Raw genomic sequence first — 26,689 nt, forward strand, 5'->3', positions numbered from 1 at the left:
GTACCCCAGCGCCGCCCCCGTCCCCAGCACCGCGCACGTGCCCCACAGCCACTCCGCCCCGAACCGGTCGATCATGAAGCCGGACATCAGCGGGGCGACCAGCGCGGCCACGGACCAGGACATCGTGTACATGCCCTGGTAGCGCCCGCGCCCGTGGACGGGGGAGAGGCGCACGACCAGGCCCGTCTGGGTCGGCGCGTTGACGATCTCGGCGAGCGTCCACACGCACACCGTCAGCGCGAAGATCCCGAGCGACCCGGCGAACGCGGTGAGCCCGAAGCCGTATCCGGCGACGACCGAGGAGATCACGAGCAGCCGCCGCGGGTCGCGGTGCTCGATGAAACGGGTCACGGGGATCTGCATGACCACGATGAGCACGCCGTTCACGGCGATCGCGAGACCGTAGTCCGCGGGCGTGAACCCCGCCTCGCCCATCGCGACCGGCAGCCCCACGGACCCCTGCATGAAGATGAGCGCGACGACGAACGACAGCCCGACGACACCCATGAACCGGCCGTCCCGCAGCACGGTCCCGAGGCCCACCACCGGCTCCGCGGCCTTCNNGGCCTCGATGAGGAACCCGGCGCGGTAGCTGTACGAGGCGATGAAGCCGGCGCCCGCCGACGAGATGGCGAACCCGAGGTTGATCGCCCAGTAGTTGAGCGAGAAGGCGCGCACCCGGTCCTCGGGCCGGACGATGTCCGCCATCATCGCCTGCACGGCGGGCCGGGACGCGTTGCTCGCCATGCCCACCACGAGGGCGACGCCCGCGATCGCGACGGGGTGCTCCATGAAGCCGAGGACCGCCACCGACACGGCCGTCGAGGCCTGCGCGATCAGCAGCGTCGGCCGCCGCCCGAGCCGGTCGGTCATCACGCCCGCACCGAGCGACGAGACGACACCACCGAGCCCGTGCAGCGCGGCCACCAGGCCCGCGTACGAGGCCGAGTAGCCCCGCTCCAGCGTCAGGTACAGCGCCATGAAGGTGGCGACGAAGGCCCCGAGCCGGTTGACCAGGGTGCTCGTCCACAGCCACCAGAAGGCGCGGGGCAGACCGGAGACGCTCTCGCTCACAGCGCGTCTCATGGCGGTGTACGGCATGGAAGTCCCCCGGGATGTGTGCGTGGTCCCAGGAGTCAGTGACCCTGGGTGTAAGTGGCTCGTGCGGCAGGCACAAATTACGAGCCCCGGCTCCGGGACCGCCACTCAATTGACGACGACCGTCAACTGTCCGCCCCTTGTCCGCGCGCGCGGGGCGCCCTGAGGTTCGATTACGCTCAGAGGCATGGCCGACGCACCGTACAAGCTGATCCTCCTCCGCCACGGCGAGAGCGAATGGAACGCGAAGAACCTGTTCACCGGCTGGGTGGACGTCAACCTCAACGAGAAGGGCGAGAAGGAGGCGGTCCGCGGCGGTGAGCTGCTCAAGGACGCCGGCCTGCTCCCCGACGTGGTCCACACGTCGCTCCAGAAGCGCGCGATCCGCACCGCGCAGCTCGCCCTGGAGTCCGCCGACCGCCACTGGATCCCGGTCCACCGCTCCTGGCGCCTGAACGAGCGCCACTACGGCGCCCTCCAGGGCAAGGACAAGGCCCAGACGCTCGCCGAGTTCGGCGAGGAGCAGTTCATGCTGTGGCGCCGCTCGTACGACACCCCGCCGCCGGCGCTCGACCGCGACGCGGAGTACTCCCAGTTCTCCGACCCGCGCTACGCCACGCTCCCCCCGGAGCTGCGCCCCCGGACGGAGTGCCTGAAGGACGTCGTCGTCCGCATGCTCCCGTACTGGTTCGACGGCATCGTCCCCGACCTCCTGACCGGCAGGACGGTCCTGGTCGCGGCCCACGGCAACTCGCTCCGCGCCCTGGTCAAGCACCTCGACGGCATCTCCGACGAGGACATCGCGGGCCTGAACATCCCCACGGGCATCCCGCTCTCGTACGAGCTGGACGCCGACCTCAAGCCCCTGAACCCGGGCGGCACCTACCTCGACCCGGAGGCCGCGAAGGCGGCGATCGAGGCGGTCAAGAACCAGGGCAAGAAGAAGTAAGCCCCTGATCATGCCTCCCACCTGCGCGGACAGCGCGGATGGGAGGCATTTTCATGCCTGGCTCCGGGGTCCGGGCGCCACGGCCGCCCCCGCTTCGGGCGTCACGGCGTGCCCGAGTCCGTGATGCCCTCCGCGAGTTGGCCCACCGCGTTCAGGATGCTCTGGCCGAAGTCCGTGGGGGCGACCACCACTCCGAAGGCGATCGCCAGGGCCATCGTCACCATCTGGTCGCCCCGGCTCCTGGCCTGCACCTTGCGGCGCAGCAGGAAGAAGAGGATGACGGCCAGGAGGACCGCAACGTTGATCGTCAGTACCATCGGCCAGTCCCCCTGTACGTAGTCACGTCCCGGCCTTCCTGTGTAACCCGAACTCCGCCCCGTGTCCGTACGATTACCTGTAGTTGGCAGCAATGTACGCACTCGGGGCCGAATCGATGCGCAGCTCAAGCGATCCGCAGGCTGGACTGGGGTGAGCCTCGATCGGCGCGTTGGGCGTCGGTTGTTCGTCGTCGGGCGTCGGTCAGGGGACGGGCCAGGTCCCCGTCCACGGGTGGTCGGGCGGCAACGGGCCCGTCTCGCCGAGGCGCTTCGCCAGGCGGCGCCTCGCGATGTGGTACGCCCACGCGTGCGTGGCGACCTTCTTCTCCACGCCGAAGTGCCGCCCCGTGGCCGCGTCCAGAACCTGGTGGTACTCCTGCAGCAGGTCCCAGGACATCCCCTCGAAGTCCGCGTCGGCCCAGCCGTACAGGTGCTGCAGCTCGAACCGCACGGCGGCCAGGAACTCCATCTCGCCGCGGTCCTTCGGCTCGGTCCTGCCGCCGTGTGCGCGCACCCACTCCTGGACCTCGGGCGCCGCCCCGTTCCACTTGCTGCCCGAGTCCCTGATCTCCGCGTAGTCCACCCAGGCCCAGAAGGCCTCCGCGTCGGCTATGTCGGGTGCCTGCCGGTGATGGTCCGGGCAGAGCAGGGCGAAGTTGCGGACGTCCATCGACCCGCCCAGCGACGACGGCACGGCGTGCGCGCGCTCCACGGGAGTGCCCCAGCAGACCAGGCACGCCGGGTCCATCCCCAGGTAGTCGGCTATCGCGGCGAGCTTCGGCGCCGTCTTCCTGTCGTTCTCCGTCGAGCCCCGCGGCCGCAGGGGGAGGAGGTCCACGTCGTACCAGAAGCCCGCCCCCTCCTCGGGGTTCTCGGGGTAGGAGATCTGCAGCTCTTCCGGCACGTCGTTCCGCTGCGGGTGGTTGTTCCCGAGGGTGTGGAAGGGCGTGGTCAACCGGGTCAGGTACGGCAGCAGGAACTCCATGGCGAAGTTCCGGATGATCTCCATCGCGTCGTGGTCGAAGCCGCCGGCGTCGTTGCGGTGCCCCTGCACCCTCAGGAAGAGGTGCCGGGGTTTGCCGGGCATCTGGCGCTCCGCGTTCCGGAGGACCTCGAAAACGCGTCGGGCGCAGCGTTCGAAATTCTCGTACACCGCCATGTCGTGGTAGAGCAGGACCGCTTTTTCCTGAGCCATCTCCCGAGCCGGGCGTCTGCTGCCGCTGCCGCTCGCCTTCTGGCTCTTCCTGCTCCGCTGTTTCTTCTTGGGCATGGCTGATGGTCGCCCATGGCGCGGGCGCGGCAGGCGGATTCGGGGCAAAGACCCGGGGCGGCCTTCCGGTGCGGCGGCGCGCGGCCCCCCGCCCGCCACGCCCCGCGCGCATGTGCGCCGTTGATGCGCCCCGTTCCCCTGGGCATGGAATGGACATCAGGCAGTACGCCGGTACGCCTTCGAGGAGGAGACCATGGCCGAGTCCCCCACGCGCGAATCCGTTCCCGAGCAGTCGGTCGACACGCCGGGCCTGCCCGCCCTCGTCCTGCTGGGCGCCTGCGGCTGCGGCTCGGGCTGTGGCTGCGGCTGCCAGTCGGGCGGGCCCTGCCAGTGCGGCGGAGGCTGCGGATGACCCGCTGACGCCCGGTCGGCCACCGCGGCCGAACAGAGCTGTGCCCCGCACGACGCCTGACGTCGGGCGGGGCACATCCGCTGGGCTCTACGCGCCTTCCACCGGCGTCTGACCCGTCGGCTGGATCTCGTCCGCGTGCTCGCCCGTGACCAGGTACACGACCCGCTTCGCCACCGACACCGCGTGGTCCGCGAACCGCTCGTAGTAGCGGCCCAGGAGCGTCACGTCGACGGCCGTCTCGATGCCGTGCTTCCAGCGGTCGGCCATCAGGTGCTGGAAGAGCGTGCGGTGCAGCTGGTCCATCTCGTCGTCGTCCTGCTCCAGCTGGAGCGCCAGGTCGACGTCCTTGGTGATGATGACCTCCGCCGCCTTCGCCATCAGGCGCTGCGCGAGCTGGCCCATCTCCAGGATCGTGGCGTGCAGGTCCCGCGGTACCGCGGAGTCGGGGAAGCGGAGCCTCGCCAGCTTCGCGACGTGCTGGGCGAGGTCGCCCGAGCGCTCCAGGTCGGCGCTCATGCGCAGCGAGGTGACCACGATGCGCAGATCGGTGGCGACCGGCTGCTGGCGCGCCAGCAGGGCTATCGCGCGCGCCTCCAGGTCGTGCTGCAGATCGTCGACCTTCTGGTCGGCGGCGATCACGCTCTCCGCCATCTTCAGGTCGGCGTCGAGCATGGCCGTCGTGGCGCGCCCGATCGCGGACCCGACGAGGCGGGCCATCTCGACCAGGCTGTCGCCGATCGAGTCAAGTTCCTCGTGGTACGCGTCCCGCATGTGGCTGTCCCTCTCTCGTACGTCTCAGGGGGCTGGCCCCTACGCTCCCACGGTGCGGGCCCGACGCGTCCGTTTCCGGCACCCCACATGAATCACCACCGTCATCAAGGTGAACTGTGGGCGACGTGGGACCACATCCTTGATCACCCGCGGCCCGTACCGCCCGGGAGAAATGAACCGGTGCCGTCCCCACGGTGAACTCTGGGCGACGAGTGTTCGAGCCGGCACCCGTACGGCTGTGACCGGCTCTTACTCGGCGCATAACCTTGAGGCATGGACGTGAACGCGGCGGTCGCCGCAGCGGCAGCGATCGCCGGGGTGTGCACCGGTGTCATCGCCATGCTGGCGTTCCGATGGAGCGAGCGCGACCAGAAACGCCCCACCCGGACCTCCCTGCACACCGACCCCGTACTGCCACCGGGCGTGGACACGGTGCTCTCCGTGCTCCGCTCCTCCGCGGTGGTCCTCGACGAGGCCGACAGCGTGGTCAAGGCCAGCTCGGCGGCGTACGCACTCGGACTCGTGCGCGGCGGCAAGCTCGCCGTCGAGCCGATGCTGCAGATGGCCCGCGACACCCGCCGCGACGGCGAGATACGCCAGGTCGAGCTGGACCTGCCACGACGCGGCACCGGCCGCGGAGAGGCCCTCGCGGTCTCCGCGCGCGTGGCCCCGCTCGGCTCCCGGCTCGTCCTGCTCCTCGTGGAGGACCTCACCGAGGCCCGCCGCATCGAGGCCGTACGACGTGACTTCGTGGCGAACGTGAGCCACGAGCTGAAGACCCCCGTGGGGGCGCTCTCCCTCCTCTCCGAAGCCGTCATGGACGCCTCGGACGACCCGGAGGCCGTCGAGCGCTTCGCGGGCCGCATGCAGATCGAAGCGACCCGCCTGACCAGCCTCGTCCAGGAACTCATCGACCTCTCCCGGGTGCAGAACGACGACCCCTTGGAGGACGCCGAACCCGTCCGTGTCGATGAGCTGGTGGCGGAGGCGATCGACCGCAGCCGCCACCAGGCCTCCCACAAGCAGATCACCATGGCGTCCGGCGGCACCGCCGACCTGCAGATATGGGGCAACCGCGGCCAGCTCGCGGCAGCGCTCGGCAATCTCGTGGAGAACGCCGTGAACTACTCGCCCGCCCGCACCCGCGTGGGCATCGCCGCCCGCAGGGTCTCCGCGCCCGGCGGGGACCTCATCGAGGTCGCGGTCACCGACCAGGGCATCGGCATCTCCGACAAGGACAAGGAGCGCATCTTCGAGCGTTTCTACCGCGTCGACCCGGCCCGCTCCCGGGCCACCGGCGGTACCGGCCTCGGTCTCGCCATCGTCAAGCACGTGGCCGCCTCGCACGGCGGGGAGGTCACCGTGTGGAGCTCCGAGGGTCAGGGCTCCACGTTCACCCTGCGGCTGCCCGAGGCGGCCGCGCACCGCGACCGCGGATCGGGTCACGGCGGCGGACTCGACGACGGGGCCATCCCCCCCGACGAAACCGTCGCGACCACTACGTACGAACCCATTCCTGCCCCGGAGGTCCTTCCGTGACCCGAGTGCTCGTCGTCGAGGACGAGGAATCCTTCAGCGACGTTCTGTCCTACATGCTCCGCAAGGAGGGCTTCGAAGTCGCCATCGCGGCAACAGGCCCGGACGGACTCGACGAATTCGAGCGCAACGGCGCCGACCTCGTCCTGCTGGACCTCATGCTGCCGGGCCTGCCCGGCACCGAGGTCTGCCGCCAGCTGCGCAGCCGCTCCAACGTCCCGGTGATCATGGTCACCGCCAAGGACAGCGAGATCGACAAGGTCGTCGGCCTGGAGATAGGAGCCGATGACTACGTCACCAAGCCCTTCTCCTCGCGCGAGCTGGTCGCCCGCATCCGCGCCGTGCTGCGCCGCCGCGGCGAGCCGGAGGAGGTCACCCCGCAGGCCCTGGAGGCAGGTCCGGTGCGGATGGACGTCGACCGCCACGTGGTCACGGTCTCCGGCTCCAAGGTCGACCTGCCCCTCAAGGAGTTCGACCTCCTGGAGATGCTGCTGCGCAACGCGGGTCGCGTCCTGACCCGTATGCAGCTCATCGACCGCGTCTGGGGCGCGGACTACGTGGGGGACACCAAGACCCTCGACGTCCACGTGAAGCGCCTGCGCGCCAAGATCGAGCCGGACCCGGGGGCGCCGCGCTACCTGGTGACGGTCCGCGGCCTCGGCTACAAGTTCGAGCCGTAAACAGCCGGTACGCATACGCACGAAGAAGGGCGGGACCCCGGTGGGGTCCCGCCCTTCTTCGTGGTTTCTACGCCGATCAGTGCTGGGTGCCGGTGCCGGTGCCGGTGCCAGTGCCAGTCCCGGTCCCGGTGCCCTCACCCTGTCCCGCGGCGTCGCCCGCCTGGTTCGCGTCCGCGTCGCCGGACGGCTTTCCGGACGGCTTTCCGGAGGGGTTGCCGGACGGCTTGCCAGAAGGGTTGCCGGATGGCTTGCCGGAGGTGCCGGTCTCGGGCTCCTGCGGCTTTCCGGACTTGCCGGGCTTGGCCGGCTTCCCGTCCGGGGACTCGGGCAGCTGGCTCGGGCCCCACTTGGAGAAGTAGCTGCCGGCCGGCACGACGAACGCTTCCATCTTCACGTCGCCGGTCCTGCTGAAGGCGAAGGTGACGGGCTGCGCGTTGCCGTCCTTGATCGCCTCGCGGCTGCCGGACAGGACCGCCGAGGCGTTGTCCTTGCCGCCGATGACGATGGAGCCGCCGGCCGGGATGGTCAGCGGACCGTTCGGCTTGGAGTCCTTGTCGTCCTTGCCGCGCGTGAGCTTGGCCTTCTTGTCGGTGCCGTCGACCGAGATGGATTCCAGGGTCTGGGCCTTGTCACCGGAGTTGAAGATCGTCGCGGCGACCACGGCCGGGCCCGTCGACTCCAGGTCCGGCTGCGTGATGACCATGGCGTTCTGGATCTTGATGTCGCCGACGGAGGTCGCGGCGTTGTCCGGCTTGACCTCCATCGTCTGTGCGTTGTTGCCTGCGGCGCACGCGGTGAGCGAGGCAAGCGAGAACGCGAGGGCGGTGGCGGCGAGGGCGCCGCGTCGAAGGCTGCGGCTCACGGCGGCGGCAACTCCTTGAACGTGGGCGGTACAGGACGGGCGGGCGGCCGTAAAGCCGTCCTAAGGGTGTGTCAGCGCGCTTACATTACCGAGCCGTTCCCGCGCCGCCGCACCCGACCCGCCCCTTAGCGCACGGGACACCACAACCGACCGTGCACGCACCGGCGGCCCCGGTGGCGAACCCGGCGCGCCCCGGGTCCCGCGAGCCCCACGGACCGGCCTCGGACCCGTCCGCCTCATTGCCCCCTCGGCCACCTTTCGCAAAAGCGCCGTCAAGAGCTCGGGTGTCACGCCTTGCGGATTTCCCGTAAGGAATGCATGGGGGTACGGAGAATTGATCATCGGGCCGCTTGATCAATTCGGGAATCGCGCCGGACGGCACTTGGCACACCTCTCCGGCCACCGAACGGAGTATCGAAAGTTCACCGCGTGGAACCGCGCAAACCGGGACGTTCAGCCGCGCGGAGCGCCCCCGGAGGGTCCGTGACGGGTGTGTTTCCGCCTCCCCGAAGAGCCGCTCCGACCTGCGAATACCCCGTTCCGGAGGGCCTCCGCAGCACGTTCTTGTTGCTGTTGTCAAGCCCCGAGATATGCCCTGACCTGCGAAAACGCCATTCAGAAGAGGCGATTCTCGTGTTAGGATGGATAGCCACGGAAGGGGTACCTGTCACATGACGTTCAAGGTTGGCGACACCGTGGTCTATCCCCATCACGGGGCCGCGCTGATCGAGGCCATCGAAACTCGCCAGATCAAAGGCGTGGACAAGACCTACTTGGTGCTGAAGGTCGCCCAGGGCGACCTGACGGTGCGTGTGCCAGCGGACAATGCGGAGTTCGTCGGCGTGCGTGATGTGGTCGGGCAGGACGGTCTCGACCGGGTCTTCGAAGTACTGCGCGCGCCGTACGCCGAAGAGCCCACGAACTGGTCGCGCCGCTACAAGGCAAATCTCGAGAAGCTCGCCTCCGGCGATGTCATCAAGGTCGCGGAAGTCGTCCGTGACCTGTGGCGTCGGGAGCGCGAGCGTGGACTGTCGGCCGGCGAGAAGCGCATGCTCGCCAAGGCCCGCCAGATCCTGGTGAGCGAGCTCGCCCTCGCGGAGAACACGAACGAGGACAAGGCCGAGGCCCTGCTGGACGAGGTCCTCGCGTCCTGACGCGGACGGTTCGAGGCGCATGACGTCATGACGTCCTCGTCTCCCGCGTCGACCAGGCGCAGCAATGCCGCGGTGCCCGCTGACCCTTGATGGAGTCGCCGGGCGCTGCGGCATGTTCGTACCCGGAACCTTGCGGAACCTCGCACGCGGAACGCTCGCACTAACGATCACGAACGATGCGATGGGGCGACCCCGAAGGGCCGTGTACTGGCGTGCCGGGCTCTTGCGGCTGACTCGACCGAATGTCACGGAAGGGTCCGGTCAAGGCGTCCGTCCCGCCCGGCACGGTGTGGCCATACCCACGTCGGCCGAGCACACAAACCTGAACGGAACCGATGTCTAGCGAATCCCGTACCGCGGTGGTCATTCCCGCGGCTGGGCGGGGCGTGCGCCTCGGCCCTGGCGCCCCCAAAGCGCTTCGTGCGCTGAACGGCACCCCGATGCTGATTCATGCCGTGCGCGCCATGGCGGAGTCCCGTGCCGTCTCCCTCGTCGTCGTGGTGGCACCACCGGACGGCGCCCCCGGCGTCAAGACCCTCCTCGACGACCACGCGCTGCCCGAGCGGACCGACTTCCTCGTCGTGCCCGGCGGGGAGAGCCGCCAGGAGTCCGTGCGGGCCGGTCTGGACGCGCTGCCGCCCGGCTTCGACATCGTGCTCGTGCACGACGCGGCCCGCCCGCTGGTGCCCGTCGACACGGTCGACGGCGTCATCGAGGCCGTACGCGGCGGGGCTCCCGCCGTGGTCCCCGCGCTGCCCCTGGCCGACACCGTCAAGCAGGTCGATCCCGCAGCGGAGCAGGGCGGCCCCGAGCCCGTCGTCGCCACGCCCGAGCGCGCGCGGTTGCGCGCGGTGCAGACCCCGCAGGGCTTCGACCGCGCGACGCTCGTACGCGCCCACGAGACCGCCACCGGACCGGTGACGGACGACGCCGGCATGGTCGAGCAGCTGGGGCTGCCCGTCGTGTGCGTGCCGGGCCACGAGGAGGCCTTCAAGGTGACGCGCCCCCTGGACCTCGTCCTCGCCGAGGCCGTCCTCGCCCGCAGGAGGGCCAACGATGGCTTCTGAGACACACCCGGCACAGCCCCAGACCCCGGCCACGGTCCTGCTCCCGCAGGTCGGCATCGGCACCGACATCCACGCCTTCGAAGAGGGCCGCGAGCTGTGGTGCGCGGGCCTGAAGTGGGAGGACCAGGGCCCCGGGCTCGCCGGGCACTCCGACGCCGACGTCGTCGCGCACGCCGCCTGCAACGCGCTGTTCTCCGCGGCGGGCCTCGGCGACCTCGGCGCGCACTTCGGCACCGGCCGCCCGGAGTGGTCCGGCGCCTCCGGGCTGACCCTGCTCACCGAGGCCGCCCGGATCGTGCGCGAGGCCGGATTCACCATCGGCAACGTCGCCGTGCAGGTCATCGGCGACCGGCCGAAGATCGGCAAGCGCAGGGACGAGGCCCAGAAGGTGCTCTCCGAGGCCGCGGGCGCGCCCGTCTCCGTCTCCGGAGCCACCACGGACGGCCTCGGTTTCCCGGGCCGGGGCGACGGGCTCGCGGCGATCGCCACCGCGTTGGTCGTACGTTCGTCGTCGTAAGCCGCGCAACGGGGTAGTCGTATGCCTCGTATGCCTCGTACAGGCGAATGCGCCGTACGCCCGGTCCACGAAGGAGTGAGCTTCATGTCCGCCGCACTGTCCGACGACCTCAAAGCACTGCTCGACACCCCCGTCTTCATCACCGTCGCGACGATCCAGCCCGACGGGAGCCCGCAGGTTTCCCCGGTCTGGGTGAAGCGGGACGGCGACGACGTGCTGTTCTCGACCACGGTCGACCGCCGCAAGGAGAAGAACCTGCGGCGCGACCCGCGGGTGACGGTGCTGGTGCAGCCCTTCGACGCTCCGTACACGTACGCCGAGATCCGTGGGACGGCGGAGATGACGACGGAGGGCGGCCAGGAGCTCATCGACGAGCTGTCGGTGAAGTACACCGGCAAGAAGTACGCGGAGTTCAACCCGGGCTCGAAGAACGACACCGAGCGGGTCGTCGTCCGGGTGAGCGCGCGGAAGGTCGTCGGCAGCATCTGAGGGGGATTCCAAGGGGCGCCTCACGTCACAGTTCCGTGTGCGGTGGCTCAAGGGGGCGCGGGGCACTGTCCCGCGCCCACTACCCTGGAGTGGTGACGATTCGCCTGTACGACACCAGCGCCCGGCAGATCCGTGACTTCAGCCCGCTCCACAGCGGCTGTGTCTCGATCTACCTCTGTGGTGCCACGGTGCAGGCGGCCCCGCACATCGGGCACATCAGGTCGGGCCTGAACTTCGACATCATGCGGCGCTGGTTCGCCTACCGCGGCTACGACGTGACGTTCGTGCGCAACGTGACCGACATCGACGACAAGATCATCCGGAAGTCGGCCGAGCAGGGCCGCCCCTGGTGGTCCATCGGGTACGAGAACGAGCGCGCGTTCAACAGCGGGTACGACGCGCTCGGCTGCCTGCCGCCCACCTACGAACCGCGCGCCACCGGCCACATCACCGAGATGGTCGAGATGATGCGCGGCCTCATCGAGCGCGGCCACGCCTACGAGGCCGACGGCAACGTCTACTTCGACGTGCGGTCCTTCCCCGGCTACCTGGAGCTCTCCAACCAGGATCTGGACGACCTGCGCCAGCCCTCGGGCGAGGGCGAGACCGGCAAGCGCGACCCGCGCGACTTCGCCATGTGGAAGTCGGCGAAGGAGGGCGAGCCCAGCTGGGAGACCCCGTGGGGCCGCGGCCGTCCGGGCTGGCACCTGGAGTGCTCGGCGATGGCCCACAAGTACCTGGGCGCCGAGTTCGACATCCACGGCGGCGGGATCGACCTGATCTTCCCGCACCACGAGAACGAGATCGCCCAGGCCAAGGCCTTCGGTGACACCTTCGCGCGGTACTGGGTGCACAACGGCTGGGTCACCATGAGCGGCGAGAAGATGTCGAAGTCCCTCGGGAACTCGGTCCTCGTCAGCGAGATGGTCAAGCAGTGGCGCCCGATCGTGCTCCGCTACTACCTGGGCACCCCGCACTACCGCTCGATGATCGAGTACAGCGAGGAAGCCCTCCGCGAGGCCGAGTCCGCGTTCGCCCGCATCGAGGGCTTCGTGCAGCGCGTGGTGGAGAAGGCCGGGGGCGTCGTCGAGCCCGCAGCCCAGGTGCCGCCCGCGTTCGCCGACGCCATGGACGACGACATGGGCGTCCCGCAGGCGCTCGCCATCGTGCACACCACGGTCCGGCAGGGGAACTCCGCGCTGGCCGCCGACGACAAGGAAGCCGCCGTGGCGCGCCTCGCCGAGGTGCGGGCCATGCTCGGCGTCCTCGGCCTCGACCCGCTCGACCCGCACTGGGCCGGCGGCGAGAGCGACCGCGGCGAGGACCTGCACGGCGTCGTGGACACCCTGGTGCGCCTGGTCCTCGACCAGCGCGAGGCCGCCCGCGGCCGCAAGGACTGGGGCACCGCCGACGCCATCCGTGACTCGCTCAACCAGTCGGGCCTCGTCATCGAGGACAGCCCGAGCGGCCCGCGCTGGACGCTCGGCCCGCGCTAGGCACCCGCTGATGTGCCGCCCGGCCTTCCGGGCGGCACACTTCATAGACGTACACCCGTGCGCGTACCTTCGTACGCGCCCACGCATCACGACAGACAGGTAGGTCATGGCCGCTAACAACCGCCGCATGTCCGGCAAGAAGGGCGCGCAGGTCGGCAGCGGCGGCAATCGGCGCCGCGGCCTGGAGGGCAAGGGTCCGACGCCGCCCGCCGAGGCGCGCAAGGGGCACGTGAAGAACCGCATCGCCAACGCCAAGGCCAAGAAGGCCGCGGGGGCACCGCGCCGTTCCGCGCCGAAGGGGCGCGGCGGCAGGGCGTCCTCCGAGATGGTCGTCGGGCGCAACCCGGTCTTCGAGGCGCTGCGCGACGGCGTGCCCGCCTCCACGCTCTACGTCCAGCAGTTCATCGACAACGACGAGCGGGTGCGCGAGGCGCTGCAGCTCGCGGCCGAGCGCGGCGGCATCCACCTGATGGAGGCACCGCGTCCCGAGCTGGACCGCATGACGAACGGCCTCAACCACCAGGGCCTCGTGCTCCAGGTGCCGCCGTACGAGTACGCGCACCCCGAGGACCTCGTCGCCGCCGCGTTCGACGAGGGCCAGGACCCGCTGATCGTCGCCCTCGACGGCGTGACGGACCCGCGCAACCTCGGTGCCGTCGTCCGTTCCGTCTGCGCGTTCGGCGGGCACGGCGTGCTCGTGCCCGAGCGGCGCGCCGCCGGTATGACGGCCGGGGCCTGGAAGACGTCGGCCGGTACCGCCGCGCGCACGCCGGTCGCCCGCGCCACGAACCTGACGCGCGCCCTGGAGCAGTACAAGAAGGCGGGCGTCGCCGTGGTCGGCCTCGCCGCCGACGGCGAGCACGAGGTCGGTGACCTGGAGGCGCTCGGCGGCCCGGTCGTCATCGTCGTCGGCAGCGAGGGCAAGGGCCTCTCGCGGCTCGTCGGCGAGACCTGCGACTACCGCGTGCGGATTCCGATGCCCGGTGGCGCGGAGTCCCTGAACGCGGGCGTCGCCGCGGGCGTCGTGCTGTACGAGGCGGCGCGGCGCCGCGCCTAGCAGGCGCTCGGTCCTCCGTCGATGTCCGGGCCGCGGTGATCTCTTGACGCGGTCCGGACATTTCTCCATGGTCAAGGCAGTGTCCTAAACACACATCACTCGGTTAGATGAGTGTGGACACCAGAACACCCCGCACTCCCACTGGGGGAAGCTCGTCAGGTTTCGACGATGCTCCCGCGCTGAGCATGGTGAAGGTGCCGAGCGACCCGGCGCAGGTCATCGTCAATCACGCGAGTTTCCGCGTGCAGCTTCCCGCCGCTGGGCGCACTCAATCCCCGCGTATCGCACGGCACTTGGGCCTGCCCGACGAGACGGTGCGCGTCCCCGCCGGCGGCGCGACGGCCAAGCGCCGCGCTCCCGTCGTCTGGAGCGGGAAGTCCGACCCGGACGACACGGGCGCCATCAGACTGCTGCAGGCCGTGCGCGGCGGCGGCGTGCGCCGTTCGGCCGAAGACGCCGGTCCCTACGACGACGGCGGCGCCACCCAGGTCATCCCGCGCGTCGGCATCGACGACGGGCCCGAGACGGTCGAGACGCCCGCCGTGATCGGCCCGCGCGCCCCCGAATCCCAGACCCGGATGCTGCCGCAGATGCGGCTGCCCGGCAGTGACTACGACGAGCGGTTCGAGCAGGAGTACGCCGACCGCGACGACGACGCCTACGACGACGGCGGCGGGGAGCGGGCGCGCAGGCACGGCTCGGACCCGGTCCGGCACGCCTACTACCCGGGCCGCCGCATGAACCTCGGTGTCGTGCTGCTCCCGATGCGCGTCTTCCTCGGGTTCATCTCCATCTACGCCGGCATGGGCAAGCTCTGCGATCCCGTCTACTTCGACGGCGGCGAGCGCGGCTCCATGGTCAAGTGGCTGAACTCGCTGCACCCCTGGGCGCTCGCCGAGCCACTGCGCGACTTCGCCCTCCAGCACCCGGTGGGCGCCGGCCTGTGCATCGCCTTCCTCCAGGTCGTCGTCGGCGTCCTGACGGTCCTCGGGCTCTGGCAGCGGGTCGCCGCGTCGATCGGCGTGCTGCTGTCGGCGGCGCTCATCGTCACCGTGAGCTGGAAGACCGTTCCCGCCTATGACGCGCCCGACATCATCTACCTCGCCGCCTGGTCGCCGCTGATCATCGCGGGCGCGCCCGTCTACTCCATCGACGGACGGCTCGCCGGTGAGGCGTGGCGCACGCTCGGCCCGCGCTCCGACATCTGGGACCTGCGGCGGCGCGTGCTGCGGCGGGGCGGTCTGATCGGGTCGGTCGTGGTCGGCCTGACGCTGCTCATCGGCTCGATGCTGGGCGGCGCGGTGCGGGACGCGGACCGCGTCACCGTGCCCGGTCCCGGCGAGGCGCCGCGCAACGAACTGCCGGGCTCCGCGCTTCCCCAGGACCCCGCGCAGAAGCGGCAGGGGCGGCAGTCGCAGAGCCCGTCCGCCTCGTCGAGTTCGCCGACGCAGGGCAGCCGCGGCTCCGCGAGCCCCACGCAGGGCGCCACGGCGCCGGGCGCGGCACGCGAGACGGGCACGGCGGGTTCGGGACGGCCCAGCCAGACGCAGGGCAGCAGCACGGCGGGGCAGGCCCCGCCGCAGCAGTCGGCGCCGCAGCAGCCGGCCGCCGGAACCACCGCGGGACCCTCGTCCAGCGGCGGCTCGGGCGGCGGTCCGGGCGGTGCCGGTTCGTCCGGCGGCTCCGGCGGTGCCGGTGGCGAGGAGCCCGGCGGTCTGCTGGGCGGTGTGCTCGGCCGCTGAGGACCTCTTGACCCCGCCGCCCCGGGTACGCCGATGGGGCCCCGCACACGCTCTGTGCGGGGCCCCATCGGCATGCGTACGAGGGGTGATGCCGGTGCCGTCGCCGTCCGACCGGGCGGGGCGTCGGCGCGGGCGGTCAACGGCCCTGTGCGGCGAGCTCCTTGGCGGCCTCGGTGAGGTCCTTCGCGGTGTCGATCGCGCGCCAGTAGGCGCCCTGCGGCAGCGGGAAGCCCGCCAGGCGCTTCTCCCGGGCCAGCCGGGGGAAGGTGGTGCGCTCGTGGTCGCCGAGGTCCGGCAGGAGCCCGGTGAAGGAGGCCGCGAAGACGTACACGCCCGCGTTGATGAGGTACGGGGACGGCGGGGCCTCGATGAAGTCCGTGATGTGGCCGAACGCGTCCGTCTCGACGGCGCCCCACGGGATGCGGGGGCGGGCCAGGGCGAGGGTCGCGGTGGCGTCGCGCTCGGCGTGGAAGGCCGCCATGTCGCGCAGCGAGAAGCGGGTCCAGATGTCGCCGTTCGTCGCGTACCAGGGCTGGTCCGCGTGCGGCAGGTGGCGGGCGGCGTACTTGAGGCCGCCGCCGCGGCCCAGCGGCTCCTTCTCGACGACCGTGCTGACGTTCAGCGGCAGGTCGGCGGAGTCCAGCCACTCCTGGAGGACCTCGGCGAGGTGCCCGCAGGAGACGACGGCGTCCGTCACGCCTTCCTCGGCGAGCCAGGCCAGTTGATGGCCGATGATCGGGGTCCCCGTGCCGGGGATCTCGACCATCGGCTTGGGCCGGTCGTCGGTGTACGGGCGGAGCCGGGAGCCCTGGCCACCGGCCAGGACGACAGCCTGCGTGGGCTTCAGCATGGTCATGCCGGAAACCCTACGCGGCCCTGCGCGGCGGCCCGCTCAGCCCTTCTGATGGGCCGCGGCCACGCCCGTGGCGAAGGACGTGTCGCAGACGGGCCTGGCGTACGACTGGGCGCGGGTCGGGCCGTAGACCCGGACGGCGGCGCGGCCGAGCGCGCGGGCCAGCGCGACACAGTGCCGGGCGAGCGAGGGGTGGCGGTTCACCTCCTGCTGGAGGTGCGTGAGCGCCACGCCCGGGTTCTTCTCCTGGAGTTCCAGGAGGAGCCGGTCGCGCAGGACGTCGTGCGGGGCGCGGGACCTGGCGGGCTTGGAGAGGTCGTCGGCGGATGCGGTGAGCATCGAGTCCGAGGAGTTTCCCGACCAGTTGACGCTGGTGACCGCGAGGGTCCCGGAGAGCACCAGCATCACGGGCAGGACGAGGGCGAGCGTGCGGCCGATGCGGCGGGCGGGGCCCCGGTGCGCTCGGCGCGGCTTCTGGGTGTAGTTGGCGGAGTGCGTCACGCGAGGAGCGTAGCGCTAGGTGATGATTTGGCGACATTTAGTCACTCGGTCGAGCGACGGAGAAGAAGGTTTCCCTGGAGCGGTGTTGACGCCGCTGCGGCGAAATGACCGATGTGCCGGGGTATTTGTCGACAACGGGCTGGTCGGCGCGGCCGGGGCGGTCGGGCGTACGCGAAGGGCCCCGCACCCAATGGTGCGGGGCCCTTCGGGGACTTGGCGGGGCGTCAGTCGCTGAGGCGCTCGCCCGTCGACGTCGAGAACACGTGGGTCTCACCCGGACGGGGCACGACGTGCAGCTGCGCGCCCTTGTCCGGGACCTGGCGGCCGTTGACGCGGACGACGAGGTCCTTCTTCTCGCCGCTGACCTCGGCGGTGCCGTAGACGTAGCCGTCGGCGCCGAGCTCCTCGACGACGTTCACGGAGACGGCGAGGCCCGCCGGGGCGTCCTCGGTCTCCTTGGAGAGGCTCTTCGCGGCGGCGCCGTCCTGCTCGACGACGTCGAAGTGCTCCGGGCGGACGCCGACGGTGACCGTGCGGTCGCCGCGGTCGGCGGCGGCGCTGAGCGCCTCCCGGTTCACGGGCACGACGCTGTTGCCGAACTTCACGCCGCCGTCGGTGATCGGGACCTCGACGAGGTTCATGGCGGGGGAGCCGATGAAGCCCGCGACGAAGAGGTTCGCCGGGCGGTCGTACATGTTGCGCGGCGAGTCCACCTGCTGGAGGAGGCCGTCCTTGAGCACCGCCACGCGGTCGCCCATGGTCATGGCCTCGACCTGGTCGTGGGTGACGTACACGGTGGTGATGCCGAGCCGGCGCTGGAGGCTCGCGATCTGCGTACGCGTGGAGACGCGGAGCTTGGCGTCGAGGTTCGACAGCGGCTCGTCCATGAGGAAGACCTGCGGCTCACGGACGATCGCGCGACCCATCGCCACACGCTGGCGCTGACCGCCGGAGAGGGCCTTCGGCTTGCGGCCGAGGTACTCGGTGAGGTCGAGGATCTTGGCGGCGTCCTCGACCTTCTGCCGGATCTCCGCCTTGTTGACGCCCGCGATCTTGAGCGCGAAGCCCATGTTGTCGGCGACGGTCATGTGCGGGTAGAGCGCGTAGTTCTGGAACACCATGGCGATGTCCCGGTCCTTCGGCGGCAGGTGCGTGACGTCGCGCTCTCCGATGCGGATCGCGCCGGCGTTCACGTCCTCGAGCCCCGCGAGCATGCGGAGCGAGGTGGACTTGCCGCAGCCGGACGGGCCGACGAGTACGAGGAACTCGCCGTCCTCGATCTCGATGTCGAGCCCGTCGACGGCGGGCTTCTCCGACCCCGGGTAGATGCGGGTCGCCTTGTCGAACGAAACAGTGGCCATGGTGAGGGCCCCCTTCACCGGCAGGAACGTGCCGGACGATCCGAGTAGAGGGAGTGGTGTAGTCCACCTGAGTGAACTGCTCGTGACCGTACCCCGGGGGTCAGCGGTCTGTCAGTAGTCGGAGTGCTGTGACCTTCGAGGAAATTTTCGATGGGGGTGCGGGCGGTGTTGGTTACACTGCTCGGGCACGTCCGGCGCTCGCGGGACGATTGCCTCCTTAGCTCAGATGGCCAGAGCAACGCACTTGTAATGCGTAGGTCGTCGGTTCGAATCCGACAGGGGGCTCCGGTAAGGGAAGGCCCAGGTCACCTCAGTGGTGGCCTGGGCCTTCGTCGTGTTGCGGGGGGTGTGGCGCGGGGTCAGGTGATCTTCGGCGTGGGGTTGCTCGTCGAGGTTCCGGAGTGGTGGCCCGTGCGGTGGGCGGTCATCTTGAGCGTGATCTTTTTGCCGCGGTGGGCGGACTTCAGGGTCAGGGAGGACTTCGTGGCGCCGGTGATCTTCGTTCCGTTTGCGTACCACTGGTAGGAGTACGAGGTCGGGGCCGGGGACCAGGTGCCCTTGGTGGTCTTGAGGGTCTTGCCGACCTTGGTGGTGCCGGTGATCGACGGTTTTGTCGTGGCCTTGGGGGCGGTGCCCTTGGCGATCGTCAGCGGGGCGGAGCTCGCCGACGCGTCACGGTGGCCCGGCTTGTGGGCCGTGACGGTGACGGTCAGCTTCTTGTTCAGGTGCGCTGCCGGGATCTTGTACGTCGAGGCGGTGGCGCCGGTGATCGCCTCGCCGTTCGCCTTCCACTGGTAGGTGTACGAGGAAGGGGCGCCCGTCCAGGTGCCCCGGTCTGCGGTCAGCCCGGAGCCGACCGTGGCGGTGCCCGTGGCCTTGGGAGCGGTGGTGTTGCGCAGCTCCGGCTCGGTCACCGTGAAGGTGCCCTGGTCGTACGACGAGCCGCCCGCGCTCACGCTGACGTGCCAGGTGCCCGCGGGGACGTCCGTCAGGTCGAGCGCGGCCTTCAGGGTGCGGTAGTCCGCGGAGACGGACTTCGTCTTCGCGGTGAGAGTCCTGCCCGACTGGGTCAGCCGGACCGTGGCGTCGGGGGCGATGGCGGTGCCCGTCACGGTGAGCGTGGGCTTGCTGCCCCCGGCGGCCGTGGTCGGGGTGACGCCGGTGACGGTGGTCGTCTCGCCGCCGCAGCGGCCGTACCGGCATTTCAGGGTGGCGCTGTAGGACGTGGCCGAGGCCTTGTCCGGGAGGCCGAGGACGAGCACGGAGGGGGTCTTCGGGGCCGCCTCCGGGTCGTTCACGTCGCAGAGGTAGTCCATCGGCACGGCCCGGGAGCAGCCGTTCTTCCAGGAGCTGTTGTAGAGCGCGGGGACCGCTTCCTCGGCGGCTCCGGTGGTGTCGGTGATCTCGGCTTCGAACCGGTCGCCCCGGGCCGTGGGCAGGGTGGCGCAGGTGGCCGTGTGCGTCTCGTCGAGGGTGCCGGTGACCGGGCCGTAGCCGAAGGCGACCGACGGAACCTCGGCGCACTCGGCCGCGGGGCCGTCCGCCGTGGCGATGCGCAGGGCGTCGAGGCGGTACTCGGGCGCCGCCGTGCGGTTCGACGGGGTCTGCACGAGGACCTGGTGGGTGGTGCTGCCGGTGGCGGCGCAGGCGCGGGCGCGCTGCTCGCACTCGCTGTCGCCGTCGCCGTCGAGGACGTACAGGTCGGCGGTGCCCAGCGCGTCCCGCACGTCGAGGTGCACGACGTCGGTGGCGGCGGGCGTGGTGACCTGGTGGCAGCGCAGGGTGCCGGGCGCACCGGACGTGCCCTTGAGGGAGGGTCCGCCGACCTTGCCCGCCGGTGCCTTCGCGCAGCCCGCCGACGACGCCGTCGACGTGACGTCGCGGCGCGTCAGGGTGTAGTCGGCGGCCTGGTCGCGGCCGGTGACCAGGACGGTGTGGGCCTTGCCCGGTGTGAGCGCGCAGAGCGTCCAGCCGTTGGTGGTGGCGTAGCGGTCGCAGACGCGCTTGCCGGTGGAGTCGAGCACGGAGAACTTGGCGGGCACGTCACCGGAGGTGGCGACGAGCTGCAGGGCCTCGGCCGAGGTGTGGGCGTCCGCCGGAATGGTCAGGCAGCGCGAGAAGACGCCGTCGCCGGTGGCGAAGGAGGCCTTGGCGCCGTCCGCGGCGAAGCTGCCCGCGGGCAGGACGGGGCAGTCGTTCGCGGCGTCCGTGCGGTGCACGGCGACCGTGTAGGGACCGGTGCGGGGGCTGCCGTCGGCGTGGACGAGGGCGCGGTAGGGCGCGGGGCCGGTCAGCGCGCAGTCGCCCGCGGCCAGCTGCTCGGCCTCGCACTGCTCGGTGCCCTCGCTGTCGAGGACCTCCACGTCGGCGTCGACCCCGGAGGTGCCGAGCGGGGTGAGCGCCGCGATCCGGGCGTCCTTGGGCGCGGGGAGGTTCAGGCAGTCGTACTGCCCGGCCGTACTGAGCTCGCCCTTGTGGGTGCCCAGGTCGCTCTGCACGCAGCCGCGGTCGGCGGCCCGGTCGAGGACGATCAGGCCGCGCGGGGTGTCGTGGAAGGGGGACGAGCCGTCGAGGAAGGCGGTGTACGTGCCCGCGGAGGGCAGTCGGCAGGGCTGCTCGGTGGTGCGGCACACGGTCTTGCCGGAGCGGTCGTGCACGCGGGCGGAGCCGGTGTCGCCGTCCTTGTCGAGGGAGTCGAAGCGGTACGTGCCCGCCTTCTCCGCGGTGACCGTGAAGCAGGGAGTCGTCGTCAAGTCCTGCGCGGTCAGTGGGCCGTAGGGGCGGACCGGGGAGGACGGGCAGCCCTGCGGGTCGTTCAGGCGGCGCGCGGTGACCGCGTACTCGGCGGGGAAGCCCCGCTCCGCGTACGTGACGCGGGACAGCGCGCGGTAGGGGCCCTTGCCGGGCAGGACGCAGCTGTCCTCTTCGTCCTCGGGGAAGCGGGTGCAGATCCGGGCGCCGGTGGCGTCGGTGATCCAGGAGATCGACTCGCCGTAGGCCTTGGTGCCGCGGGTGAGCCGGATGCGGTCGCCGGGCTCGGCGTCGAAGGGCTGGCAGCCGATCTCGACGGGACTCGTGGACGTGCGCGTGGGCGTCGGCTGGTCCCAGTTGGTGCCGGTCTTCGGGGCGCAGCCGCGGTCGCTCCCGAGCGGGACGACGGTGACCGCGGTCTCGGCGTCCTCCCAGCCGCTGTTGACGACCTTCAGGGTGTAGGTGCTCGCCGCGGAGAGCTTGCACCAGCCGTCGACCCGGTACTCGGTGTCGTAGCAGTCGACTCGGGCGTCGCCCTGGTGGACCTCGACGTGCGCCTCGTTGCTGGAGTCGTCGAACGAGAGCAGGTGGAGGCCGGCGTCGGCGGTGGTGAAGGTGTAGCAAGTCGTCGTGTCGGGCGCGACGGTGGCCTTGCCGACCGCCGTGCCCGGGTCCCCGAACGGCGCGAGGGCCAGCGGCGCGCACTCGGGCTCGGCGGCGTGGGCGGCCGTCGCGGGCAGGGCGGACGGCACGAGCAGGGCCAGCAGCGCGGCCAGGGCGAGGAAGGCGGCGGCGGACGCGGCGGATCTCGCGGGTCTCGCGGGTCTCGTGGGTCTTGCGGGTCCCGCAGGTCTCGCAGGACTTGTGCGTCTCGCAGGTATCGCGGGTCTCGCGAAAGGACGTGGTTCAGGCATGGAGCCCCCCCAGGCTTGTGCGGATGATCGGCTGATCGTGGCACAAGGGTGTGACACCGAGTGCTGGAGGGGCTACTGCCTTCAGTGGCGGCCCGCCACCTTGTCCGCCCACCGGGCCAGCCGGGACGAGTTCGCCGTGTGGGTGGTCAGTTCGCGGTGGTCGGCCGCGTTGTACGTGGCGTACATGCCGTGGACGCCGAGCCACCGGAAGGGCTCCGGTTCCCACTTGCGGACCTTGTGGTTGACCCAGGGGAGGGTGGTCAGGTCCGTGGGCCCGGCCTGGCCCGAGTCCTGCTGGACCAGGTCGCGCAGGGTGCGGGCGGCGAGGTTGGTGGTGGCGACGCCCGAGCCGACGTAGCCGCCCGCCCAGCCGAGGCCCGTCGCGCGGTCCAGGGTGACCGTGGCGCACCAGTCGCGCGGGACGCCGAGGACGCCGGACCAGGCGTGGGCGATGCCGACGCCCGCCAACTGCGGGAAGAAGCGCACGAGGACGGCGCGCAGCGCGTCGATCGTGGCGGGCTGGGTGCGGCCGTCGTTGTCCGTCTTGGAGCCGTAGCGGTACGGGACGCCGCGGCCGCCGAGCGCGATGCGGTCATCGGCGGTGCGCTGGGCGTACATGTACGCGTGCGCCATGTCGCCGAGCGTCTCGCGGCCCTCCCAGCCGATGGACTCCCACTGCTCGTCGGTGAGCGGATCGGTGGCGATCATCGAGGAGTTCATGGGGAGCCAGGTGCGGCGCTGGCCCTTCAGGGACGCCGTGAAGCCCTCCGTGCAGCGCAGGACGTAGGGGGCGCGGACGGTTCCGTACGGGGTGATCGCGTGCTTGGGCTTGATCTCCGTGACCGGCGTCGACTCGTGGATGGTGACGCCGAGGGCCTCCACCGTCGCGGCCAGGCCCTGGACCAGCTTGACCGGGTGCAGCCGGGCGCCGTGCGGGGTCCACGTCGAGCCGACGGCTCCGGCCACGCGCACCCGCTCGGCCGTCTCGCGGGCGCCGTGCAGGGTGCGGTCCTTCTCGCCGTACGCGAGCTCCGCCTCGTGGAACGCCTTGAGGCGGGCCAACTGGGCGGGGGTGTACGCCACTTCGAGTACGCCGCCGTGGTGGATGTCCGCGTCGATGGACTCCTCGGCCGCGGCGCGGATCACCTCGCCGACGGTGTCGTTCATCGCCCGCTGGAGGCGGACCGCCGCTTCGTGGCCGTGCAGTTCGGCGTAGCGGTCGCGGCCCGCGATGCCGTTGTAGAGCCAGCCGCCGTTGCGGCCGGAGGCGCCGTAGCCGCAGAACTTCTGCTCCAGGACGGTGACGCGGAGGAAGGGGGCGGCCTTCTTCAGGTAGTACGCGGTCCACAGGCCGGTGTAGCCGCCGCCGACGATGCAGACGTCCGCCGTGGCGTCGGAGGTCAGGGGCTCACGGGCGGTGGGCAGCCCCTCGTCCGCGTACCAGAACGATATGCCGCCGTTGACCGTGCCGGACCCGTGGTGCGTGTTGCTCGCGCTGCTCATGGGCGGACGTTACTGCGCAGGTGGGGGCCGTGGGCAGGGGTCGGGACCGAGGAGTCGTGCGACGGGCCCTAAGGCCCGAGGGGCGGGTCGTTCGGCGGTCGGGGCGCGGGGTAGATTCCGATACTTTGAGCGGTACGTGTCGAAATCTTGGAGGGCTCAACTCATGGCCGTACACAAGGCCGGGCGCAAGGCCGGGCGCGTCGCCACCGCGGTGGCAGCGGCGGCGCTGATCGGGGTGGCCGCGTCCGCCTGTGGTCCCGACGACGACAACGGCAAGGGCGGCAGCGTCAGCGAGAAGCCCGCGTCCTCCTCGTCCGGGACGAAGTCCCCCGGGTCCGACGACCCCGAGTCCGATGCCCCCGAGGCGAAGGCGCCCCCGGCCGCCAGTGCGCAGCTCGCGGACGTGCCCGCCTCGGTGAAGGGCGGCGTGATCACCGTCGGCGATCCGAAGGCCAAGCATACGGTCAAGGTCTACGAGGACCCGCGTTGCCCGTTCTGCAAGAAGTTCGAGGACGGCGGGGCGCAGGCGCTGGTGAAGCCGGTGGCCGACGGCAAGGTCAAGGTCGAGTACACGATCGCCTCGTTCCTCGACAAGAACCTCGGCGGCAGCGGCTCGGTGAACGCGGCGAACGCGCTGCGGGCCGCCGTGGAGGCGGGCAAGTTCCCGCAGTTCCACGCCGCCGTCTTCGCCAACCAGGCGGAGGAGGAGACGGACGACGCCTACACCCCGGCGTTCCTGCTGAAGATCGCCGACCGGGTCGAGGGGCTGCGCGGCGGCGGCTTCGACAAGGCGGTCACCAACGGGACGTACAAGAAGTGGGTCGGCGAGGCGATGGAGTCCTTCAGCGCCGACGGCGTCCAGGGCACGCCGACCGTCTTCATCGACGGCAAGAAGTCCAAGGGCGACGGTCTGTACGAGCAGGCGGCGTTCGCCAAGGAGCTGAAGGCGGCGGGGATTTCCTGACGGATTCCGACGGGTCTCCTGACGGATTTCCTGACGGATCCGCTGACCCGAGCGCCGGGGTGCGTACCGGTACGCACCCCGGAAAACCCCCGTGCGGTGGCGCGGTCACGCCGGTAGTGTCCCGAGCGTGATCGACATTCGCATTCCGGACGGGCTGGTCGAGTCGCAGCACATGTACGCGGGCGAGCCGGGGCGCGCCTTCATCGCCGCCCTCCCCGCGCGCGTACGGGAGTTCGTCGACCGGTGGGACCTGACCGTCGACGGCGATCCGATGCACGGCATGGCGGCGCTCGTGCTGCCCGTGCTGCGCGCCGACGGCATACCCGCCGCGGTCAAGTTCCAGCTCCTGGACGAGGAGACCGAGGGCGAGCCGGTCGCGCTGCGCGTGTGGGACGGCGACGGGGCCGTGCGCCTCCTCGACCACGACGCCGACACCGGCACGATGCTGCTCGAACGCCTCGACTCCGGTCGCATGCTGTCGACCATGGCCGACACCCGCAAGGCCGTCCTCGTCATCGCCGAACTCCTCGCCAGGCTCACCGGGACCCCCGCGCCCGAAGGCATGCGCGGCCTCGGCGACATCGCGGCCGAGATGGTCGACGACCTGCCGGGGGCGCTGAAGGCGATCGCCGACCCGGGGGAGCGGGCGATCGTCGAGCGGTGCGGGGGCGCGGTGCGCGAGGTCATGGGGGAGCCCGGCGACCGGATGCTGCACTGGGACCTGCACTTCGAGAACGTGCTGGCGAGCGACCGCGAGCCGTGGCTCGCCATCGACCCGAAGCCGCTCGCGGGGGACCCCGGCTTCGACCTGTGGCCCGCCCTCGACAACAAGTTCGACCCGGACGACGTGCTGTGGCGGTTCGACGCGATGACGGAGGTGCTCGGCCTCGACCGTGAGCGGGCGCGCGCCTGGACGCTCGGCCGGGTCCTGCAGAACGCGCTCTGGGAGGTCGAGGACGGGCGGCCGATGGCGCCCGACGACATGGAGATCGCGCGGCGGCTGCTCGGCCGGTGAGGCGCGGCACGTACACCGCGCGGCCGCCCGGTCGGTGAGACGGCGTTGACCGGGCCGCGGCACTCGTGGCTTGCTGCCCTCATGATTCGTACCGCCACGCCTGCCGACGTCCCCGTCATCCACGCCCTGGTCCGTGACCTCGCCGCGTACGAGAAGGTGCCCGACGAGGCGAAGGCCACCGAGGAGCAGCTGCGCGAGGCGCTCTTCGGGGAGCGCCCCGCCGCCTTCGCGCACCTCGCGCAGGACGACGCGTCGGGCGAGGTCGTCGGCTTCGCGCTGTGGTTCCTCAACTTCTCGACGTGGCGCGGCGTGCACGGGATCTACCTGGAGGACCTGTACGTACGCCCCGAGGCGCGCGGCGGCGGGCACGGCAAGGCGCTCCTCACCGAGCTCGCGCGGATCTGCGTGGCGCACGGCTACGAGCGCCTCGAGTGGTCCGTCCTCGACTGGAACGAGCCGTCGATCAACTTCTACCGGTCACTGGGGGCGCTGCCCCAGGACGAGTGGACCGTGTACCGGCTGACCGACGACGCGCTCGCGCGGCTCGGGGCGTAGGGAGCGGCCCTAGAACTCGTCCACCGTGTGCGGCAGCAGCGGCGTGCGCAGGGCCGCGTCCAGCGCCGCTGCCGTACCCGGCGTGTGCTCCGTGGCCAGGCCCGCGCGGATCAGGGCGTCGACCTGCGTGCCGCCCAGGTAGCAGGCCGCCAGGTCCCGCACGTCGAGGGTGAGGTCCGCGGGGGCCTCCGTCCTCTCGTACGCACACCCCTCGGGGGACGCCGTCAGGCGGTGGCGGCCCTCGTTGGCCGGCAGGCGGTCGTCGCGGACGTCCAGGACCACGTCCACCGGGGCGGCCCAGGAGCGGGACTCCAGCGCCCCGCGCACGTCGACGAGGCGCATCCACAGTGCCGGGAACTGGCCGGTGACGCGCACCTGGTCGCGGTCGGCGGCGAACAGGTGCAGCGGGTCGTCGACGGGGCGTCCCCAGGCGCGGATCAGGCCCGTCAGGTCGATCGACGCGAGATAGCGCCAGAGCGCGGCCGCTACGGCGGGCGTGTCCGCCTCCAGCTCGTCGAGGCGGACCAGGCCGGGGGCGTCGTCGCGGGTCCTGGTGCGGTAGATCGCGTAACCGGCGACCGGGCCGCCGGGGTCGCCGAGGACGACCACGCGGGGCGGCGACAGCTCGTCGTCCTCCTCGTCCTCCTCGACCAGCCACTCCTCGCGCCACCACGACTCGGCACGGGCGATGCGGCCTGCGCGCTCGGTGCGCGTCCCGTCGTAGTACCCCCCGAGCAGGTCGGGTGCGTCGGACGGGTCGATCAGGCGCAGCGGGCGGTCGTCCGGGGCGATGCGCAGGGCGAGCGGGCGCCGGGTGTCGATCTCCACGGTGTGGCCGTGGGTGGCGGGGCCGAAGCCGAACCTGCCGTAGATCGCGTCCTCCGACGCCCACAGGGACGCGATCTACGGCAGGTT

At 71.2% G+C, this 26,689-nt stretch carries 24 protein-coding genes, 1 tRNA gene and 2 pseudogenes; 15 read left to right on the forward strand and 12 right to left on the reverse strand.

Annotation, left to right across the window (positions count from 1 at the left end; genetic code table 11):
* Both AOK03_RS44085 and AOK03_RS44090 read right to left on the reverse strand, forming a co-directional pair.
* Nucleotides 1-562, reverse strand: a 562-nt coding sequence (locus tag AOK03_RS44085; RefSeq protein ID WP_244177660.1) for an MFS transporter, incomplete at both ends; no start/stop codon positions are given.
* A 2-nt stretch (nt 563-564) separates the two neighbouring features.
* Nucleotides 565-1,101 (reverse strand): annotated as a pseudogene (locus tag AOK03_RS44090) (MFS transporter); the annotation flags it as partial.
* Nucleotides 1,102-1,285: 184 nt separating this feature from the next.
* On the opposite strand from AOK03_RS44090, the gene AOK03_RS18795 reads away from it, so the two are divergent.
* Nucleotides 1,286-2,047 (forward strand): phosphoglyceromutase, encoded by a 762-nt coding sequence (locus tag AOK03_RS18795; RefSeq protein ID WP_055566453.1) that lies wholly within the window; start codon nt 1,286-1,288, stop codon nt 2,045-2,047.
* A 101-nt stretch (nt 2,048-2,148) separates the two neighbouring features.
* Here AOK03_RS18795 and AOK03_RS18800 read toward each other — a convergent pair whose 3' ends face one another.
* Nucleotides 2,149-2,364: a hypothetical protein gene (locus tag AOK03_RS18800; RefSeq protein ID WP_055566454.1), complete on the reverse strand. Its 216-nt coding sequence runs from the start codon at nt 2,362-2,364 to the stop codon at nt 2,149-2,151.
* A gap of 202 nt (nt 2,365-2,566) precedes the next feature.
* Nucleotides 2,567-3,634 carry an HNH endonuclease signature motif containing protein gene (locus tag AOK03_RS44095; protein WP_244177661.1) on the reverse strand — a complete coding sequence of 356 codons (1,068 nt, stop codon included), beginning with the start codon at nt 3,632-3,634 and terminating at the stop codon, nt 2,567-2,569.
* Between the two features lie 193 nt (nt 3,635-3,827).
* On the opposite strand from AOK03_RS44095, the gene AOK03_RS43125 reads away from it, so the two are divergent.
* On the forward strand, nt 3,828-3,986 hold the full coding sequence (locus tag AOK03_RS43125) for a hypothetical protein (protein WP_167355622.1): 159 nt from the start codon (nt 3,828-3,830) through the stop codon (nt 3,984-3,986).
* 87 nt (nt 3,987-4,073) lie between these two features.
* Here the strand turns inward: AOK03_RS43125 and phoU are convergent, their stop codons facing one another.
* Nucleotides 4,074-4,757 (reverse strand): phosphate signaling complex protein PhoU, encoded by a 684-nt coding sequence (gene phoU / locus AOK03_RS18810; RefSeq protein WP_055566455.1) that lies wholly within the window; start codon nt 4,755-4,757, stop codon nt 4,074-4,076.
* A 273-nt stretch (nt 4,758-5,030) separates the two neighbouring features.
* Between phoU and phoR the strand changes: the two genes are divergently transcribed.
* On the forward strand, nt 5,031-6,296 hold the full coding sequence (phoR, locus tag AOK03_RS18815; RefSeq protein ID WP_055566456.1) for a two-component system sensor histidine kinase PhoR: 1,266 nt from the start codon (nt 5,031-5,033) through the stop codon (nt 6,294-6,296).
* Between the two features lie 5 nt (nt 6,297-6,301).
* Nucleotides 6,302-6,973: a two-component system response regulator PhoP gene (phoP, locus tag AOK03_RS18820; protein ID WP_466139850.1), complete on the forward strand. Its 672-nt coding sequence runs from the start codon at nt 6,302-6,304 to the stop codon at nt 6,971-6,973.
* 76 nt (nt 6,974-7,049) lie between these two features.
* Here the strand turns inward: phoP and AOK03_RS18825 are convergent, their stop codons facing one another.
* Nucleotides 7,050-7,835: a copper chaperone PCu(A)C domain-containing protein gene (locus tag AOK03_RS18825; protein WP_055566458.1), complete on the reverse strand. Its 786-nt coding sequence runs from the start codon at nt 7,833-7,835 to the stop codon at nt 7,050-7,052.
* 671 nt (nt 7,836-8,506) lie between these two features.
* On the opposite strand from AOK03_RS18825, the gene AOK03_RS18830 reads away from it, so the two are divergent.
* From AOK03_RS18830 to AOK03_RS18860, 7 genes are all read left to right on the forward strand, one after another.
* Complete coding sequence (locus tag AOK03_RS18830; RefSeq protein WP_003953493.1) at nt 8,507-8,989, forward strand: CarD family transcriptional regulator; 483 nt, start codon at nt 8,507-8,509, stop codon at nt 8,987-8,989.
* A 335-nt stretch (nt 8,990-9,324) separates the two neighbouring features.
* Complete coding sequence (gene ispD, locus AOK03_RS18835) at nt 9,325-10,056, forward strand: 2-C-methyl-D-erythritol 4-phosphate cytidylyltransferase (protein WP_055566459.1); 732 nt, start codon at nt 9,325-9,327, stop codon at nt 10,054-10,056.
* Nucleotides 10,046-10,573: a 2-C-methyl-D-erythritol 2,4-cyclodiphosphate synthase gene (gene ispF / locus AOK03_RS18840; RefSeq protein ID WP_055566460.1), complete on the forward strand. Its 528-nt coding sequence runs from the start codon at nt 10,046-10,048 to the stop codon at nt 10,571-10,573. Before ispD ends, ispF begins: the two co-directional genes overlap by 11 nt.
* An 84-nt stretch (nt 10,574-10,657) precedes the next feature.
* The gene (locus AOK03_RS18845; RefSeq protein WP_055566461.1) at nt 10,658-11,062 is read left to right on the forward strand and encodes a PPOX class F420-dependent oxidoreductase; all 405 of its coding nucleotides are present in this window, start codon (nt 10,658-10,660) and stop codon (nt 11,060-11,062) included.
* 92 nt (nt 11,063-11,154) lie between these two features.
* Nucleotides 11,155-12,558, forward strand: a complete 1,404-nt coding sequence (cysS, locus tag AOK03_RS18850; RefSeq protein WP_055566462.1) for a cysteine--tRNA ligase — start codon at nt 11,155-11,157, stop codon at nt 12,556-12,558.
* A gap of 106 nt (nt 12,559-12,664) precedes the next feature.
* A complete protein-coding gene (gene rlmB, locus AOK03_RS18855) occupies nt 12,665-13,615 on the forward strand; it encodes a 23S rRNA (guanosine(2251)-2'-O)-methyltransferase RlmB (protein ID WP_055566463.1) in 951 nt (316 codons plus the stop codon).
* A gap of 113 nt (nt 13,616-13,728) precedes the next feature.
* A complete protein-coding gene (locus AOK03_RS18860) occupies nt 13,729-15,357 on the forward strand; it encodes a DoxX family membrane protein (protein WP_055566464.1) in 1,629 nt (542 codons plus the stop codon).
* Between the two features lie 136 nt (nt 15,358-15,493).
* On the opposite strand, the gene AOK03_RS18865 is transcribed toward AOK03_RS18860, so the two are convergent.
* From AOK03_RS18865 to AOK03_RS18875, 3 genes are all read right to left on the reverse strand, one after another.
* Nucleotides 15,494-16,213, reverse strand: coding sequence for a nucleotidyltransferase family protein (locus AOK03_RS18865; protein ID WP_055566465.1), 720 nt, complete (start codon nt 16,211-16,213; stop codon nt 15,494-15,496).
* A gap of 36 nt (nt 16,214-16,249) precedes the next feature.
* On the reverse strand, nt 16,250-16,711 hold the full coding sequence (locus tag AOK03_RS18870; RefSeq protein WP_055566466.1) for a hypothetical protein: 462 nt from the start codon (nt 16,709-16,711) through the stop codon (nt 16,250-16,252).
* Nucleotides 16,712-16,935: 224 nt separating this feature from the next.
* Nucleotides 16,936-18,072: an ABC transporter ATP-binding protein gene (locus tag AOK03_RS18875; RefSeq protein ID WP_055566467.1), complete on the reverse strand. Its 1,137-nt coding sequence runs from the start codon at nt 18,070-18,072 to the stop codon at nt 16,936-16,938.
* A 211-nt stretch (nt 18,073-18,283) separates the two neighbouring features.
* Here AOK03_RS18875 and AOK03_RS18880 point away from each other — a divergent pair.
* Nucleotides 18,284-18,357 (forward strand) — tRNA-Thr (locus tag AOK03_RS18880).
* Nucleotides 18,358-18,431: 74 nt separating this feature from the next.
* Here the strand turns inward: AOK03_RS18880 and AOK03_RS18885 are convergent.
* Nucleotides 18,432-21,575: a Tat pathway signal protein gene (locus tag AOK03_RS18885; RefSeq protein ID WP_244177662.1), complete on the reverse strand. Its 3,144-nt coding sequence runs from the start codon at nt 21,573-21,575 to the stop codon at nt 18,432-18,434.
* A gap of 243 nt (nt 21,576-21,818) precedes the next feature.
* Nucleotides 21,819-23,240: an NAD(P)/FAD-dependent oxidoreductase gene (locus AOK03_RS18890; RefSeq protein WP_055566468.1), complete on the reverse strand. Its 1,422-nt coding sequence runs from the start codon at nt 23,238-23,240 to the stop codon at nt 21,819-21,821.
* Nucleotides 23,241-23,403: 163 nt separating this feature from the next.
* On the opposite strand from AOK03_RS18890, the gene AOK03_RS18895 reads away from it, so the two are divergent.
* The 3 genes from AOK03_RS18895 to AOK03_RS18905 all read left to right on the forward strand — a co-directional run bounded on the left by AOK03_RS18895 (nt 23,404) and on the right by AOK03_RS18905 (nt 25,774).
* On the forward strand, nt 23,404-24,204 hold the full coding sequence (locus AOK03_RS18895) for a DsbA family protein (RefSeq protein ID WP_055566469.1): 801 nt from the start codon (nt 23,404-23,406) through the stop codon (nt 24,202-24,204).
* Nucleotides 24,205-24,376: 172 nt separating this feature from the next.
* Entirely contained in the window at nt 24,377-25,219 is an 843-nt protein-coding gene (locus tag AOK03_RS18900) for an aminoglycoside phosphotransferase family protein (RefSeq protein WP_055566474.1), read from the forward strand.
* 81 nt (nt 25,220-25,300) lie between these two features.
* Nucleotides 25,301-25,774 (forward strand): GNAT family N-acetyltransferase, encoded by a 474-nt coding sequence (locus AOK03_RS18905; RefSeq protein ID WP_055566470.1) that lies wholly within the window; start codon nt 25,301-25,303, stop codon nt 25,772-25,774.
* A 9-nt stretch (nt 25,775-25,783) separates the two neighbouring features.
* Here AOK03_RS18905 and AOK03_RS18910 read toward each other — a convergent pair.
* Nucleotides 25,784-26,677, reverse strand: a pseudogene (locus AOK03_RS18910) (sterol carrier protein domain-containing protein); the annotation flags it as partial.
* Between the last annotated feature and the right edge of the window lie 12 nt (nt 26,678-26,689).

The sequence above is a fragment of the Streptomyces atriruber genome (assembly GCF_001418325.1).
Lineage (GTDB): Bacteria > Actinomycetota > Actinomycetes > Streptomycetales > Streptomycetaceae > Streptomyces > Streptomyces atriruber.

Coding starts and splice junctions, on each gene's coding strand:
- AOK03_RS18795 (WP_055566453.1), top strand. CDS start 1,286: ATGGCCGACGCACCGTACAAGCTGATCCTCCTCCGCCACGGCGAGAGC.
- AOK03_RS18800 (WP_055566454.1), bottom strand. CDS start 2,364: ATGGTACTGACGATCAACGTTGCGGTCCTCCTGGCCGTCATCCTCTTC.
- AOK03_RS44095 (WP_244177661.1), bottom strand. CDS start 3,634: ATGCCCAAGAAGAAACAGCGGAGCAGGAAGAGCCAGAAGGCGAGCGGC.
- AOK03_RS43125 (WP_167355622.1), top strand. CDS start 3,828: ATGGCCGAGTCCCCCACGCGCGAATCCGTTCCCGAGCAGTCGGTCGAC.
- phoU (WP_055566455.1), bottom strand. CDS start 4,757: ATGCGGGACGCGTACCACGAGGAACTTGACTCGATCGGCGACAGCCTG.
- phoR (WP_055566456.1), top strand. CDS start 5,031: ATGGACGTGAACGCGGCGGTCGCCGCAGCGGCAGCGATCGCCGGGGTG.
- AOK03_RS18830 (WP_003953493.1), top strand. CDS start 8,507: ATGACGTTCAAGGTTGGCGACACCGTGGTCTATCCCCATCACGGGGCC.
- ispD (WP_055566459.1), top strand. CDS start 9,325: ATGTCTAGCGAATCCCGTACCGCGGTGGTCATTCCCGCGGCTGGGCGG.
- ispF (WP_055566460.1), top strand. CDS start 10,046: ATGGCTTCTGAGACACACCCGGCACAGCCCCAGACCCCGGCCACGGTC.
- AOK03_RS18845 (WP_055566461.1), top strand. CDS start 10,658: ATGTCCGCCGCACTGTCCGACGACCTCAAAGCACTGCTCGACACCCCC.
- rlmB (WP_055566463.1), top strand. CDS start 12,665: ATGGCCGCTAACAACCGCCGCATGTCCGGCAAGAAGGGCGCGCAGGTC.
- AOK03_RS18865 (WP_055566465.1), bottom strand. CDS start 16,213: ATGACCATGCTGAAGCCCACGCAGGCTGTCGTCCTGGCCGGTGGCCAG.
- AOK03_RS18875 (WP_055566467.1), bottom strand. CDS start 18,072: ATGGCCACTGTTTCGTTCGACAAGGCGACCCGCATCTACCCGGGGTCG.
- AOK03_RS18890 (WP_055566468.1), bottom strand. CDS start 23,240: ATGAGCAGCGCGAGCAACACGCACCACGGGTCCGGCACGGTCAACGGC.
- AOK03_RS18895 (WP_055566469.1), top strand. CDS start 23,404: ATGGCCGTACACAAGGCCGGGCGCAAGGCCGGGCGCGTCGCCACCGCG.
- AOK03_RS18900 (WP_055566474.1), top strand. CDS start 24,377: ATGTACGCGGGCGAGCCGGGGCGCGCCTTCATCGCCGCCCTCCCCGCG.
- AOK03_RS18905 (WP_055566470.1), top strand. CDS start 25,301: ATGATTCGTACCGCCACGCCTGCCGACGTCCCCGTCATCCACGCCCTG.